General features: G+C 69.5%; 16 protein-coding genes and 1 pseudogene. 7 read left to right on the forward strand and 10 right to left on the reverse strand.

Features of this window, described 5'->3' with window-relative positions; genetic code table 11:
• The first annotated feature begins 23 nt into the window (after positions 1-23).
• From AC07PU_RS07185 to AC07PU_RS07210, 6 genes are read left to right on the forward strand one after another with little or no spacing between them, the layout of a single operon-like run.
• Positions 24-1,208, forward strand: coding sequence for a lipid-transfer protein (locus AC07PU_RS07185; protein WP_495316404.1), 1,185 nt, complete (start codon positions 24-26; stop codon positions 1,206-1,208).
• A 29-nt stretch (positions 1,209-1,237) separates the two neighbouring features.
• Entirely contained in the window at positions 1,238-1,678 is a 441-nt protein-coding gene (locus AC07PU_RS07190) for a MaoC family dehydratase N-terminal domain-containing protein (protein ID WP_093342793.1), read from the forward strand.
• Between the two features lie 12 nt (positions 1,679-1,690).
• Entirely contained in the window at positions 1,691-2,110 is a 420-nt protein-coding gene (locus AC07PU_RS07195) for a MaoC/PaaZ C-terminal domain-containing protein (RefSeq protein ID WP_093342794.1), read from the forward strand.
• A gap of 32 nt (positions 2,111-2,142) precedes the next feature.
• Positions 2,143-2,973, forward strand: a complete 831-nt coding sequence (locus tag AC07PU_RS07200; RefSeq protein WP_495316407.1) for an SDR family NAD(P)-dependent oxidoreductase — start codon at positions 2,143-2,145, stop codon at positions 2,971-2,973.
• Between the two features lie 3 nt (positions 2,974-2,976).
• Positions 2,977-3,765, forward strand: a complete 789-nt coding sequence (locus tag AC07PU_RS07205) for an enoyl-CoA hydratase/isomerase family protein (protein ID WP_495316409.1) — start codon at positions 2,977-2,979, stop codon at positions 3,763-3,765.
• A 19-nt stretch (positions 3,766-3,784) separates the two neighbouring features.
• Positions 3,785-4,936, forward strand: coding sequence for an acyl-CoA dehydrogenase family protein (locus AC07PU_RS07210; protein WP_495316411.1), 1,152 nt, complete (start codon positions 3,785-3,787; stop codon positions 4,934-4,936).
• 131 nt (positions 4,937-5,067) lie between these two features.
• On the opposite strand, the gene AC07PU_RS07215 is transcribed toward AC07PU_RS07210, so the two are convergent.
• The gene (locus AC07PU_RS07215; protein WP_057598380.1) at positions 5,068-5,448 is read right to left on the reverse strand and encodes a hypothetical protein; all 381 of its coding nucleotides are present in this window, start codon (positions 5,446-5,448) and stop codon (positions 5,068-5,070) included.
• Between the two features lie 269 nt (positions 5,449-5,717).
• The gene (locus tag AC07PU_RS07220) at positions 5,718-6,518 is read right to left on the reverse strand and encodes an alpha/beta fold hydrolase (RefSeq protein WP_495316414.1); all 801 of its coding nucleotides are present in this window, start codon (positions 6,516-6,518) and stop codon (positions 5,718-5,720) included.
• A 131-nt stretch (positions 6,519-6,649) separates the two neighbouring features.
• Between AC07PU_RS07220 and AC07PU_RS07225 the strand changes: the two are divergent.
• Positions 6,650-7,552: pseudogene (locus AC07PU_RS07225) on the forward strand (LysR family transcriptional regulator); the annotation flags it as partial.
• A 22-nt stretch (positions 7,553-7,574) separates the two neighbouring features.
• Here the strand turns inward: AC07PU_RS07225 and thmT are convergent.
• Genes thmT through AC07PU_RS07265 form a run of 8 tightly spaced genes read right to left on the reverse strand, consistent with a single transcriptional unit; the run spans position 7,575 to position 14,609 of the window.
• Entirely contained in the window at positions 7,575-7,766 is a 192-nt protein-coding gene (thmT, locus tag AC07PU_RS07230) for a 2-hydroxymuconate tautomerase (protein WP_495316416.1), read from the reverse strand.
• A gap of 19 nt (positions 7,767-7,785) precedes the next feature.
• Positions 7,786-8,574 carry a 2-oxo-3-hexenedioate decarboxylase gene (gene dmpH, locus AC07PU_RS07235; protein WP_495316418.1) on the reverse strand — a complete coding sequence of 263 codons (789 nt, stop codon included), beginning with the start codon at positions 8,572-8,574 and terminating at the stop codon, positions 7,786-7,788.
• Entirely contained in the window at positions 8,571-9,614 is a 1,044-nt protein-coding gene (dmpG, locus tag AC07PU_RS07240) for a 4-hydroxy-2-oxovalerate aldolase (RefSeq protein ID WP_495316420.1), read from the reverse strand. Before dmpG ends, dmpH begins: the two co-directional genes overlap by 4 nt.
• A 13-nt stretch (positions 9,615-9,627) precedes the next feature.
• Complete coding sequence (locus tag AC07PU_RS07245; RefSeq protein ID WP_495316422.1) at positions 9,628-10,551, reverse strand: acetaldehyde dehydrogenase (acetylating); 924 nt, start codon at positions 10,549-10,551, stop codon at positions 9,628-9,630.
• Between the two features lie 13 nt (positions 10,552-10,564).
• Entirely contained in the window at positions 10,565-11,347 is a 783-nt protein-coding gene (gene dmpE / locus AC07PU_RS07250; protein ID WP_495316424.1) for a 2-oxopent-4-enoate hydratase, read from the reverse strand.
• A 29-nt stretch (positions 11,348-11,376) separates the two neighbouring features.
• Positions 11,377-12,201 carry an alpha/beta fold hydrolase gene (locus AC07PU_RS07255; RefSeq protein ID WP_495316426.1) on the reverse strand — a complete coding sequence of 275 codons (825 nt, stop codon included), beginning with the start codon at positions 12,199-12,201 and terminating at the stop codon, positions 11,377-11,379.
• Positions 12,202-12,211: 10 nt separating this feature from the next.
• Complete coding sequence (locus tag AC07PU_RS07260; protein WP_495316428.1) at positions 12,212-13,666, reverse strand: 2-hydroxymuconic semialdehyde dehydrogenase; 1,455 nt, start codon at positions 13,664-13,666, stop codon at positions 12,212-12,214.
• Positions 13,667-13,676: 10 nt separating this feature from the next.
• Positions 13,677-14,609, reverse strand: coding sequence for a catechol 2,3-dioxygenase (locus tag AC07PU_RS07265; RefSeq protein WP_495316430.1), 933 nt, complete (start codon positions 14,607-14,609; stop codon positions 13,677-13,679).
• Positions 14,610-14,636: the final 27 nt, after the last annotated feature.

A 14,636-nucleotide genomic window follows, 5' to 3' on the forward strand; every position in this document is an offset into this window, starting at 1 on the left:
CTCTCCACCTTCAGGAAATCTCCATGCATCACGATGTGTTCGTCAGCGGGGTCGGCATGATCCCCTTCACCAAGCCCGGTGCCAGCGAGTCCTACCAGGCGATGGCGGCCGAAGCCACGCGCCGCGCGCTGGCCGATGCCGGCATCGGCTACGAGCTGGTGCAGCAGGCCTACGTGGGCTATGTCTATGCCGACTCGACCGCGGGCCAGAGCGCGCTCTACGCGGTCGGCATGACCGGCATCCCCGTGGTCAACGTCAACAACAACTGCTCGACCGGCTCGACCGCGCTGTTCCTGGCGCGCCAGGCCGTGGCCAGCGGCGCCGCCGATTGCGTGCTGGCCCTGGGCTTCGAGCAGATGATGCCCGGCGCGCTGGGCGCGGTGTTCAAGGACCGGCCCAGTCCCTTCGAGCGCTTCGACCGGGCCACCGACGAGCTGGTCGAGGAAGCCGGCATTCCGCTCGCGCTGCGCTACTTCGGCGGCGCGGGGCTGGCCCACATGCAGCAGTACGGCACCAAGCTGTCGACCTTCGCGAAGATCCGCGCCAAGGCCAGCCGCCATGCGGCCAACAACCCGGTCGCGCTGTTCCGCAACGTGGTGAGCGAGGACGAGGTGCTCGCCACGCCCGTGATGTGGCCCGGCGTGATGACGCGGCTGATGGCCTGCCCGCCGACCTGCGGCGCGGCCGCCGCCATCGTCTGCTCGGCCGAGTTCGCGCAGCGCCATGGTCTGAACCGCAGCGTGCGCATCAAGGCCCAGGCCATGACCACCGACCGCCCGGTGAGCTTCGAGGCGCGCGACATGCGCGAAGTGGTCGGCTTCAGCATGGCGCGCGAGGCGGCGCAGAAGGTCTACGAAGCCGCGGGCGTCGGCCCGCAGGACATCGACGTGGTCGAGCTGCACGACTGCTTCGCGCACAACGAACTGATCAGCTACGAGGCGCTGGGCCTGTGCCCGGTGGGCGGGGCCGAGAAGTTCGTGGTCGATGGCGACAACACCTATGGCGGCAAGGTCGTGACCAATCCCTCGGGCGGCCTGCTGTCCAAGGGCCACCCACTGGGCGCCACCGGGCTCGCGCAATGCACCGAGCTGGTCGAACAACTGCGCGGCACGGCCGACAAGCGCCAGGTCGAGGGTGCGCGGCTGGCGCTGCAGCACAACCTGGGCCTGGGCGGCGCCTGTGTGGTCACGCTCTACGAACGCGTCTGAACCCCCTCAACGACAAAGGAGACCTTCCCATGATCGACAAGAAATGGATCGGCCACGAGCTGCCGGCCTCGGTGCTGCCGATCGAGCGCAGCCGGCTGCAGTTCTTCGCCAAGGCGATCGGCGAGACCGACCCGGTCTACACCGATGCCGCCGCCGCGCGCGATGCCGGCTACCCCGACCTGCCGGCACCGCCCACCTTCCTGTTCGCGGCCGAGCTCGACTCGGGTGCGTCCGACCGGCTGCTCGCCGACCTGCAGATCCCGCTGGCCAAGCTGCTGCATGGCGAGCAGAGCTTCAGCTACCACCGCCCTGCCTGCGTGGGCGACACCGTGACGGTGCGCTCCACCATCGGCGACATCTACGACAAGAAGAACGGCGCGCTCGAGTTCGTGGTGAAGACCTCGCGCGCCACCAACCAGCGCAACGAACTGGTGGCCGAGCTGCGCACCGTCATCGTCTGCCGCAACTGAAGGAGCACGCCCATGACCTCCCCCACCTTCGACACCGTGCAGGTCGGCGACGCGCTGCCCGCCGTGCAGCTGCCGGCCGTGAACCGCGGCACGCTCGCGCTGTTCGCGGGCGCCTCGGGCGACCACAACCCGATCCACATCGACACCGACATGGCGCGCCGCTCGGGCATGCCCGACGTGTTCGCGCAGGGCATGCTGGGCATGGCCTGGCTCGGCCGCGTGCTCACGCAGTGGGCGCCGCAGAGCCGGCTGCGCCACTTCGAGGCGCGCTTCCAGGGCATCACGCACCTGGGCAACGCCATGCGCTGCAGCGGCCGCATCGCCGAGAAGACCGAGCGCAACGGCGAACGCGGCGTGCGCATCGAGCTGCAGAGCACCAACCAGTTCGGCCAGACCAGGATCGTCGGCGAAGCCTTCGTCGCCCTGCCCTGACATCCCATCCCCCGCAAAGAAAAGAGAACACCATGACACGCAAACTCGAAGGCAAGGTCGCCCTCATCACCGGCTCGGGCCGCGGTATCGGCCGCTCGATCGCGCTCAAGCTCGCCAGCGAAGGCGCGCGCATCGTTGTCAACGACCTCGACGCCGAACCCGCGCAGGAGGCCGTGCAGGCCATCCGCGAGGCCGGCGGCCAGGCCGTGGCCTGCGTGGGCAACGTGACGGCGCCCGATTTCGCCGAGCGCTTCGTCGGCACGGCGGTGAGCGAATTCAAGGGCCTGGACATCGTCATCAACAACGCCGGCTACACCTGGGACAACGTGATCCAGAAGATGACCGACGAGCAGTGGTACGCGATGATCGACTGCCACCTGACGGCGCCGTTCCGCATCCTGCGCGCCGCGCAGCCGGTGATCCGCGCGCTCGGCAAGGCCGAGGCCGAGGCCGGGCAGCGCGTGATGCGCAAGGTGGTCAACATCTCGTCGATGGCGGGCCTGTTCGGCAACCCGGGCCAGACCAACTACGCGGCGGGCAAGGCCGGCATCGTCGGCATGACGCAGACGCTGGCCAAGGAATGGGGCCGCATGAACGTCACCGTCAACTGCGTGGCCTATGGCCTGATCAAGACCCGGCTGACCGGCAATGCGGCCGAGGGCGGCACGGCCCATATCGACGGCCGCGACATCAAGGTGGGCGTCAACCCCGACCTGATGGCCGCGATGGAGCGCGGCATTCCGCTGGGCCGCGGCGGCACGCCCGAGGAAGCGGCCGGCGCGGTGTACCTGCTGTGCATTCCGGAATCGGACTACGTGAGCGGCCAGACGCTGGTGTGCAGCGGCGGCCTCACGGGGTTCTGAGCGATGGCTGCCGCTGTGCGCAGCGAGGTGCGCGAAGGCATCGCGACCCTGGTGCTCGACCGGGCCGAGGCCCTCAACGCGCTGGGCCCGCCGCTGCTCGACGCGCTGCTGGCGGCGCTGCGCGCCTGCCAGGCCGATGCGCAGGTGCGTGCCATCGTGCTGACCGGCGCGGGCCGCGCCTTCTCGGGCGGTGGCGACATCGGCTACTTCGGCGACGTGCTGGCCGGTGGTCCGCAGCATGCGCAGGAGCAGATCGGCCGCGGCATGGAACAGGTGGGCAACCCCATCGCGCAGGCCATCGCCGACAGCGCGGTGCCGGTGGTGGTGGCCGTCAACGGGCCCTGCGTGGGCGCGGGCGTCGGCATCGCGCTGGCGGCCGACGTCGTGATCGCGGCGCGCTCGGCCTACTTCCTCGTGCCGCAGGTGGCGCAGCTCGGGGCGGTGCCCGACCTGGGCGCGACCTGGTCGCTGCCGCGGCTGGTCGGGCGCAGCCGGGCGCTCGGCATCGCGCTGCTCGGCGAACGCATCGACGCGGCGCGGGCCGAGCAATGGGGGCTGATCTGGCGCTGCGTCGACGATGCCGCCCTGCTCGACGAGGCGCATGCACTGGCCCGGCGGCTGGGCAGCGCATCGGCCGCGGCGCTGCGCGACACGCGCCAGCTGATCGACGCGGCCACCGACCGCACGCTGGCCGAGCAACTGGCCGGCGAATGCGAAGCCCAGCGCCGGCACGTGGCCGGCGAATTCTTCAACGACGCCTGCGCGCGCTTTCTCGCGCGCGCCAGGGCCTGAACGAACACCCGAAAGAACCATGCTGCCCCAACTGCTGCGCCATCGCTGGATGGACGAAGACATCGATGCCTTTCGCGAACAGGTGCGCCGCTACATCGCGGCCGAGCTCTCGCCGCAACTGGAAGGCTGGCGCCGCCAGGGCTTCATTCCGCGCGAGGTCTGGCGCCCGTTCGGCCGGATGGGCTTCCTGCTGCCCGAGATCGACGAGGCCTACGGCGGCGCCGGCGCCTCGCTCGCCTACCAGATGGTGGTGCAGGACGAACTGGCGAAGGCCGAGTTCCCCGCCAACACCGGCGTGCACAACCTCGCCGCGCACTACATCCTCGACTACGGCACCGAGGCGCAGAAGCAACGCTGGCTGCCGCGGCTCGCGAGCGGCGAGCTGCTGGCCGGCATCGCGCTCACCGAGCCCGGCTGCGGCTCGGACCTGAAGGCGCTGCGCACCCGCGCACGGCGCGAAGGCGAGCACTACGTGATCGACGGCGCCAAGACCTTCATCACCAACGGCTTCTCGGGCAACCTGCTGGTGGTGGCGGTGCGCACCGGCGAGGCGGGCAGCCGCGGCGTGTCGCTGGTCGTGCTCGAGACCGAAGACCTGCCGGGCTTTCGCGTGGGACGGCGGCTCGAGAAGCTGGGCCAGCACGCGTCGGACACGGCCGAGATCTTCTTCGACGGCGTGCGCGTGCCGGCCGACCATCTGCTCGGCGGCAAGGAAGGCGACGGCTTCATCCAGCTGATGAGCCAGCTCTCGTACGAACGGCTGTTCCTGTGCGTGCCGGCCGCGGCGGTGATCGAGCGCGCGGTGGAACTGACGGTGGAGTACACGCAGCAGCGCAAGGCCTTCGGCCACAGCGTGTTCGATTTCCAGAACACGCGCTTCAAGCTCGCCGAGTGCGCCACCATCGCGCACGTGGTGCGCAGCTTCGTCAACGACTGCATCCAGCGCCTGGTCGACGGCACCCTCGACCAGGAGGCCGCCTACATGGCCAAGCTGTGGTGCACCGAGCAGCAGGGCAAGGTGACCGACGAGTGCCTGCAGCTGTTCGGCGGCTACGGCTACATGGTCGAGTACCCGATCGCGCGCATGTATGCCGATGCGCGCGTGCAGCGCATCTACGGCGGCACCAGCGAGATCATGAAGGACCTGATCGCGCGCAAGCTGGGCGCGTGAATCGCGCGGCGCGCGGGCGCCCTCCATGAAAAAGCCGGCCCCTGCTTTCGCAAGGGCCGGCTTCATGTTGGCTGAACCGCTGGCCTCAGTGCGGGGCTGACCCCGCGGTGCGACCTGGTTCTATGCGCCGATTACAGCGGCAGCGAGTCGCCGCGGGCAGCAGCGCGGGCTTGTGCGCGCACTGCGTTGCGGTCCACGGTGCTGGCGACCAGCGGAGCCACGCCCGACGAAGCGCCTTCGGCGTAGGGGTTGTCGCTGTGTGCCGCGGCAACTGCTTCGGCACGCACGGCAGCACGGCTGGTCTGCGACACGATCACCTGGGCCGGGCCGGCGTTGGCGCCTTCGGCATAGGGGTCGGCGCTGCGGGCGGCGATGACGGCTTGGCCGGCAACTTCGGCGCGGCTGGCGGCCGAGGTCAGGGGATGCACACCCTCGTAGGTTTCTGCATGGGCTGCACCGGCAGCGGCGAGCAGGGAGAGGGCAACGGCGGAGAGGAGCTTCGAGGCGTTCATTTGAGTATTCCTTCAATTCTTGTGACTTGACTTTGGATGATTCGAACCGGTCTTGGTGGGGCGCCGTCCCTTCGGGGGCGGCCACCTCGTCAGTGCCTGTTCACCCAGATCAGTCGCTGCCTTCTGCTTGTCTTGGAGTCGGCGGCTGGTCCGTGAGATGAATTGTGCGCCTCGAACCTAGGTAAAAACCCTAGGCAAATGGAACCGCGGCGTTCACGAGAAGGAAACAATCGATCGCCCGCGACCCTCCTACCCCCTTCTGCCTCCCCTCATCGGCCCTCGAGGAAATCGACCACCGCGCCCACGAACTCCTTCGGAAACTCCACGTTCGACAGATGCACCGCGGGCAGGGTCAGCAGCCGCGCGCCCGGCACGGTGGCCGCGATCAGCTCGCCGTGGCTCGCGGCCGTGACCGGGTCGAACTCGCCCGCGATCACCAGCGTGGGCCGCTCGATCAGCGCGATGGGCCGGCGCAGGTCGGCGTCGCGCACGGCGGCGAGCGCGCCGGCCAGGCCCTGCGGGTCGATCTCGAGCAGCACCTGGCGGAAGGCCTGCACCACGGGGCCGTTCTCGGTCAGCAGCCGCTCGGGGAACCAGTTGCGCAGGAAGCCCTCGGCCGTCTCCTTCATGTCGGGGGCGGCGAGCACGCCGACGATGCGCTCGTCGAACACGCTGGCCGGGCCGAGCCACGAGGAGGTGTTGGCCAGCACCAGCCGGTCGATGCGTTCGGGCGCATGCACGCCCAGCCACTGGCCGATGAAGCCGCCGAGCGAGAGGCCGAGGAAATGCGCGCGCTCGATCTTCAGCGCGTCGAGCAGCTCGATCACGTCGCGGCCGAGCCGGTCCATCGAATAGGCGCCCGGCGTGACACCCGAGCCGCCATGGCCGCGCGTGTCGTAGCGCAGCACGTGGAAATGCCGGCCCAGCGCCTCGACCTCGCCGTCCCACATCGAGAGCGCGGTGCCGATGGAGTTCGACAGCAGCAGCACGGGCTTGCCGGCATCGCCATCGAAGCGGTAGGCGATGCGGGCGCCGTCGCCGGCGGTGGTGGTGTGGGTGAAGTGGCTCATGGCGTGCTTTCCTTGGCATGGCTTCGGAGCCTCGGGCCCCTGCAACGGCGATCACCGTGGCACAAATCGTAGTTGCGCCCCTTGGCGAAAGAAATTACAAAGTTCGATCAATCTCTGTCAGCAAATCGAACATGAGCGAATTCACCCTGCACGACCTCCAATGCTTCGACGCGGTGGTGCGCGCGGGCGGCTTCCAGGCCGCCGCCACGCAGTTGCATCGCTCGCACCCGGCGGTGTTCGCGGCCGTGGCCAAGCTCGAGCGGCAGCTCGGCCTGGTGCTGCTCGACCGTGGCGGCTACCGCGTGCAGCCCACCGAGGCCGGCCGCTCCTTCCATACGCGCGCGCAGTCGCTGCTGCGCGAACTCGAGGGCCTGCGCGGCCATGCGCGCCAGCTCGCGGTGGGCGAGGAAAGCGAGCTGCGCGTGGTGATCGGCGACCTGTGCCCGCGGCCGCAGGTGCTGGCGATGCTGGCGCGCTTCTTCGCGCAGTGCCCGGGCACGCGGCTCGCGCTGTACTTCGAGGCGGTGGCCGGTCCGGCCGAACGGCTGTTCGACGGCGAGGCCGACCTGATCCTGCACGGCATCGACAAGCGCGATCCGCGGCTCGAATGGATCGACCTGTGCAAGGTGCCCTTCGTGCCGGTGGTGGCGCCGGCCCTGCTGGCCGAGCCGCTGCCGCGCGCGCCGGGGCCCGAACGCATGCGTGCCTACACCCAGTGCGTGATGCGCGACACCGCGCGCCACACGCCGCCCAAGGACCACTTCCTGATCGAGGGCGCGCACCAGTGCACCGTGGCCGACCAGCTCATGAAGAAGGAAGTGATCCTGCTGGGCCTGGGCTGGGGCCACATGCCGCACTTCCTGATCGAGGAGGAGCTGCGCGACGGCCGGCTGCGTTCCATCGCGGGCCGCCACCTGCCCGGCAGCGTCGAGGAGCTGGTGGCCGCGCGCCGGCGCGACCGCTCACCGGGGCCGGTCGCGAGCCGGCTCTGGGCCCACATCGAGGCCGAGGCGCCGGCATTGCGCCGCGCGCTCGCCGGCGGCAATGGCGAGGCGGCTAGCGCCCCAGGTCCTTCGCCGACACCCCGGCGATCCCCCAGTTCTCCTTCGGCACGTCATGCAGCCACACGCGCACGTTCTCCTTCGGCGCGTTGACGGCCTCGACGATGGCGGCCGTGACCTTCTCGATCAGCGCGCGCTTCTGCTCCTCGGTACGGCCTTCGATCAGGTAGATCTGTGCAAACGGCATGGTCTGGCTCCTTCCGTGTTCAGACGAAGCGCAGCCCGACGCTGCCCATGCCCTGCACCTTGAGCGTGACCGAGTCGCCTGCCTGTACGGCCACCGCCTCGGTGATGCCGCCTGACAGGATCAGCGTGCCGGCAGGAATCTCCTCGCCGCGCGCGCCCAGGTGGTTGGCCAGTATCGCGATGGCCGCGGCCGGATGGCCGAGCACCGCCGCGCCGGCGCCGAAGGCCACGGGCTGGCCGTTCTTCTCGAGCACGATGCCCACGGTGCGCAGGTCGACCTCGCTCGCGGGCACGGCCCGGCCGCCGACCACGAAGCGCGAGGCCGAGGTGTTGTCGGCCACCACGCTCTTGAGGTCGAACTTGAAGTCGCGGTAGCGGCTGTCGATCACCTCGATGCCGGGCAGCACGAAGTCGGTGGCCGCGAGCACCGCGCCGATGTGGCAGCCCGGGCCCCTGAGCGCGTGCTTCGTCACGAAGGCGATCTCGGGCTCGATCTTCGGATGGATCAGCTCGCTCACCCTGCACTCGCCGCCCTCGGGCACGGCGTAGTTCTCGGCCATGAAGCCGAAGACCGGCGTGATCACGCCCATCTGCTTCATCTTGGCGTGCGAGGTCAGGCCGGCCTTGAGGCCGACGATGCGCAGGCCGCGCGACGTCTTGCGGCGGCGGATCTCGTCCTGGATCGCATAGGCGTCGTCCCAGTCCATCTGCGGGTATTCGTCGGTGATCTTGGGCGTGTCGCGCGCCTCGAGCTCGCAGGTCTCGAGGTGCGCGGCGAGCGCGGCGATGGTCTTCGCATCGAGCTTCATGCCGCCACCTCCTGACGCGAGCGCGCCAGCGTGATCGCAGTGTCCTCGATCATGTCCTCCTGCCCGCCGACCATGCCGCGCCGGCCCAGCTCGACCAGGATCTCGCGCGCCGGCACGCCGTATTTCTTCTCGGCGCGCTTGGCGAACAGCAGGAAACTCGAGTACACGCCCGCGTAGCCCAGCGTCAGCGAGTCGCGGTCGACGCGGATCGCGTGGTCCATGATCGGCACCACGCGGTCCTCGGCCACGTCCTGGATGCCGAACACGTCGACGCCGGTCTCGATGCCCATGCGGTCGCAGACCGCGACGAACACCTCCATCGGCGTGTTGCCCGCGCCCGCGCCCAGCCCCGCGGCGGCGGCGTCGATGCGGTTCGCGCCCGCCTCCACCGCGGCGATCGAGTTGGCGATGCCCATCGCGAGGTTGTGGTGGCCGTGGAAGCCCAGCTCGGTGTCGGGCTTCAACGCCGCGCGCACCGCGCCCAGCCGCGCCTTCACGTCCTCGGGCAGCATGTGGCCGGCCGAGTCGGTCACGTAGATGCAGTTGGCGCCATAGCCTTCCATCAGCAGCGCCTGGCGCACCAGCAGTTCGGGCGAGGCCATGTGGGCCATCATCAGGAAGCCGACCGTGTCGAGGCCCAGCTTGCGCGCCATCGCGATGTGCTGCTCCGACACGTCGGCCTCGGTGCAGTGGGTGGCCACGCGCACCGTGTGCACGCCCAGGCCGTGCGCCATGCGCAGGTGATCGACGGTGCCGATGCCCGGGATCAGCAGCGCCGAGACCTTGGCGCGCTTCATCAGCGGGATCACCGTACCGAGGTACTCCTCATCGGAGTGGGCCGGAAAGCCGTAGTTGACCGAGCTGCCGCCCAGGCCGTCGCCATGCGTGACCTCGATCAGCGGCACGCCCGCCTCGTCGAGGCCGGTGGCGATGTGCTTCATCTGCTCGAGCGTCATCAGGTGGCGCTTGGGATGCATGCCGTCGCGCAGCGTCATGTCGTGCACGGTGACACGGCGGCCCTTGAGGGTGGTGGTGTTCATGGGATGGGTGCTCCTATGCCGCGACGGCTTCGGGTTGCGGGGCGCCGGCGAGCATCGCCTCGGCGAACATCTCCGCCGTGCGCGCCGCGGCGGCGGTCATGATGTCGAGGTTGCCGGCGTACTTGGGCAGGTAGTCGCCCAGGCCCTCGACCTCGAGGTAGATCGACACGCGCCTGCCGTCGAACACCGGCCCGTTGACCAGCTTGTAGCCCGGCACGTAGCGCCGCACCTCGGCGATCATGGCGTGCACCGAGGCGGTGATGCGCGCCTCGTCGGGCGTGTCCTCGGTCAGGCAGTGCACCGTGTCGCGCATGATCAGCGGCGGCTCGGCGGGGTTGACGATGATGATCGCCTTGCCCTTCGCGGCGCCGCCCACGCGTTCGACCGCGCCGGCCGTGGTGCGGGTGAACTCGTCAATGTTCTTGCGCGTGCCCGGGCCGACCGAGCGGCTCGACACGGTGGCAACGATCTCGCCGTAGGCCACGGGCTGCACGCGCGACACCGCCGCCACCATCGGGATGGTGGCCTGGCCGCCGCAGGTGACCATGTTGACGTTGGCGGGCCGTTCGCCGGCCTGCGCCATCAGCGCCTGCAGGTTGACCGGCGGCACGCAGAACGGGCCGATGGCCGCGGGCGTGAGGTCGATCATCAGCACGCCGAGCGCGTTGAGCTTCGCGCTGTTCTCGGCATGCACGTAGGCGCTGGTGGCATCGAAGGCAATCCGCACGCCGTCGGCCTTCACGTGCGGCAGCAGGCCGTCCACGCCCTCGGCGGTGGTCTTCAGGCCCATCTCGCGGGCACGCTTCAGGCCGTCGGACTCGGGGTCGATGCCCACCATCCACACGGGCTCGAGCACCGGGCTGCGCTGCAGCTTCGCGAGCAGGTCGGTGCCGATGTTGCCCGGGCCGATCAGCGCGCACTTGATCTTGTTCGTCATGGGTTTTTCTCCGTCAATGGAAGCGCACCGAGCAGCCGCCGAGGCCGCCGATGGAGACGCGGAAGTTGTCGCCGGCCTGGGCCGGGAACATGGCGGCGAGCGCGCCCGAGAGGATCACCTCGCCGGCCTTGAGGCCGATGCCGAGCGCGCCGAGGGTGTTGGCCAGCCACGCGACCGCGTTGACCGGCGAGCCGAGCGCGGCGGCGCCCGCGCCGGTGGCGATGATCTCGCCGTTCTTCTCGAGCACCATGCCGCAGGTCGAGAGGTCGACGCGGCGCGGATCGACCGCGCTGTCGCCGAGCACGAACACGCCGCACGAGGCGTTGTCGGCCACGGTGTCGGCGATCCTGATCTTCCAGTCGCGGATGCGCGAGTCGACGATCTCGAAGCAGGGCATCACGCATTCGGTGGCGGCCAGCACGTCGGCGTTGACTATGCCCGGGCCCATCAGGTCGCGCTTGAGGATGAAGGCGATCTCGCCCTCGGCCTTGGGCTGGATCAGCGTGGTGCTGTCGATCGACTCGCCCTCGCCGACGATCATGCCGTCGAGCAGGTAGCCGAAGTCGGGCTGGAACACGCCGAGCATGTTCATCACGGCGCGCGAGGTCACGCCGATCTTCTTGCCGACGATGCGCTCGCCGGCCTCGAGGCGGCGCGCGATCATGCGCTGCTGCACGCCGTAGGCATCGGCCACGGTGATGCCCTCGTGGCGGCTGGTGAGCGGATCGACGACGCCGCGCGCGCGCAGCGCCTCGTAGAGCTCGTCGCCGAGCTGCTGGATCAGTGTGGGGTCCATGGTCTCTCTTTGCGTTGGGATGGAAGAAATCAGTCGGCCTCGGCCAGGAAGTCGCCGACCAGCCGCGCGAAGCGCGCGGCATGCTCGATCTGGGTCCAGTGGCCGCAGCGGCCGAACACATGCAGCTGGCTGTCGGCGATCCACTCGGACAGGGTCAGCGAGGTGGCGAGCGGGATCACGCGGTCCTCGCGGCCGTGGATCAGCAGCGTGGGATGCGGCAGCGCGCGGATGTCGACCTCGGCACTTGCCAGCGCATCGACCCAGCGCTGGCGCGGCGCCGGGAACATGGCGCCGAACGACTCCTGGAAGCCGGGCCGGATGCTGGCCTCGTAGCGCAGCTGCGCGAGTTCGTCGTTGACCAGCGTGCGGTCGAAGGCGAACACGTCCATGATGCGGCGCATGTTCTCGAACGAGGGCGTGTAGCCCCAGACGGCGTCGAGGCCCGGCGTGATCGCGAAGGGCACGCCCACGCTGCCCATCAGCACCAGCCGGCGCACGCGCTGCGGCGCGCGGATAGCCAGCGCCAGCGCGAGCGCGCCGCCGAAGGAATTGCCGACCAGGTCGGTGCGTTCGATGTCGAGCGCGTCGAGCAGGTCGAGCGCCTGGCGCACCCAGCCGTCCATGTCGTAACGCGCGCCGGGCACGCGCTCGGTGAAGCCGAAGCCGGCCATGTCGGGCGCGATCGCGCGCCGGCTCGCGGCCAGCACCGGCAGCACGAGCCGCCAGTTGGCCCAGGCGCTGACGCCCGGGCCCGAGCCGTGGATCAGCAGCACGGGCGCGCCCTGCCCCAGGTCGTGCACGTTGGTGGCGAAGCCGCCGGTGCGCACGCTGTGGGCGATCTCGGGATGGGTCACGGCCGTGTCCTCAGAGCTTGATGCAGACGTTGCGGAGCTCGGTGTAGAACTCCAGCGAATGCACGCCGCCTTCGCGGCCGATGCCCGAGGCCTTGGCGCCGCCGAAGGCGGTGCGCAGGTCGCGCAGGAACCAGCTGTTGACCCAGCAGATGCCGACCTCGACGCGCTTGGCGACGCGGTGCGCGCGGCCGAGGTTCTCGGTCCACACGGTGGTGGCGAGGCCGTAGTCGGTGACGTTGGCGAGCGCGATCGCCTCCTCCTCGGTGTCGAAGGGCGCGATGTGGCAGCAGGGACCGAAGATCTCCTCGCGGATCACCGCGGCCGTCTCCGGCAAGCCGGTCCAGATGGTGGGCTGCACCCAATTGCCTTCGGCCAGCGCGCCCTTCATGGCCGGCACGCCGCCGCCCGTGACGACGATGGCGCCCTCCTGCACGGCCTTCTCGTAGTACGACAGCACCTTGCGCTGGTGCTCGCGCGAGATCAGCGGGCCGAGGCCGACGCCGGGCTCCTCCGAAGGTCCTGGCTTCAACGCCTCGGCCTTGGCCTTGAGCGCCGCGACGAACCTGTCGAAGATCGGCCGCTGCACATAGACCCGCTCGGTGCCCAGGCAGACCTGGCCGCAGTTCTCGAAGGCCGAGCGCGTGATGCCGGCCACGGCCTTGTCGAAGTCGGCATCGGCGAACACGATGCCGGCGTTCTTGCCGCCGAGCTCGAAGGACACGGGCCGCACGCCCTTGGCGGCCGCGGCCATGATGGCCTCGCCGGTGCGGGTCTCGCCGGTGAAGGTGATGCCGTTCACACCCGGATGCCGGGTCAGGAACTCGCCGGCCGAGTCGGGCCCGAAGCCGTGCACGACGTTGTAGACGCCCGGCGGAATGCCGACGGCGTTCATCACCTCGCCGAGCAGGGTGGCGGTGGCGGGCGTTTCCTCCGAGGGCTTGACGACGACGGTGTTGCCGCAGGCCAGCGCGGGGCCGACCTTCCAGGTCATCAGGAGCAGCGGCAGGTTCCAGGGGCAGACGACGCCGATGACGCCCAGCGGCGAGCGCACGGCATAGTTGAGCGCCTGGCCGCCGTCGGGCGTGGCCATCTCGAAGCTCTCGGTGGGCACATTCTTCACGATGTCGGCGAACACCTTGAAGTTGGCCGCGCCGCGCGGGATGTCGACATGCGAGGCCAGCGCATGCGGCTTGCCGGTGTCGGCCATCTCGGCGGCGAGGAAGTCGTCGAAGCGCCGGTTGATCTCGTCGGCCACCGCATGCAGCAGCTCGACGCGGCGCGCGACGCTCATGCGGCCCCACTCGCCGTCGAGCGCGGCGCGGGCCGCGCGCACGGCGGCATCGACTTCAGCTGCCCCGGCCTCGTGCACCAGGCCGATCAGGCGGTTGTCGACCGGCGCCCGGTTCTCGAAGGTCTTCGCGCCGGCGACGAACTCGCCGCCGATGAAGTTCATGAACTGCTTCATCGAACGCTCCTCAGGTCAGCACGCTCAGGAAGTTCTCGTTGAGCTTGCGGTCGTGATAGAAGATCGCGCGCCCGAGCTCGTCGTCGGTCCACACCAGCGGCGGCTTGTCCGGGTAGTAGATGTAGCCGCCCGAGAACACCTCGTTGCGGTTGCCGCTCGGGTCGAAGAAGTAGATGGTCTCGCCGCGCGTGATGCCGTGGCGCGTGGGACCGATGTCGAGCGACACGCGCTTCTTCGAGATGATGTCGGCCGCTTTCAGCACCTCGCCCCAGTTGTCGAGCAGGAAGGAGGCGTGGTGGAACTTGTTCTTCTCGGCATGGCGGATGAAAGCGATGTCGTGCGGCTTGGTCGAGCAGGTCAGGAAGGCCGCGATGTACATGCGCTCGGGACCGGCCACCACGCTCTCGGCGAGCTGGAAGCCCAGCACGTCGATGAACAGCTTCATGGTGCCGTCGAGGTCGTCGCCGTACAGCAGGCAATGGTCGAAGCGCGAGGGCGCCATGCCCTTGAGGTCGTCGGGATAGACCTCGGGGTTCTCGTAGGACATGCCGTTGCCGACCTTCTCCTTCTCGGCAAACAATTCGATCGCATGGCCGGTGGGCACGGTGAAGCGGAAGCGCCGGCCCGTGCGCAGATGCTCGCCGGCCTCGATCCACTGCAGCTCGGTCGCGAGGCCGCTGGCCTTGACGTCGGCCGCGAGCTTCTCGAGCGTGGCAGGCGAATCGACGCGAAAGCCCATGAAGTCCATGCCGGCCTCGTCGGCCTCGCGCAGCACCACGCTGTGGTGATCGTGCTCGTCCCAGGCCTTGAGGTAGATGCGGCCCTGCGGGTCGCGAGCGGTTTCGATCAGGCCCAGCACGTCGCGGTAGTGCTTGAGCGCGGCCTCGATGTCGAGCACGCGCAGTTGCACGTGTCCGGGACGGATGACGCCGGTGATTGCCATGAGAGTCTCCTTGGTGGTTGAAAAGGT

It is taken from the genome of Variovorax sp. GW821-FHT10D07 (genome assembly GCF_059415325.1).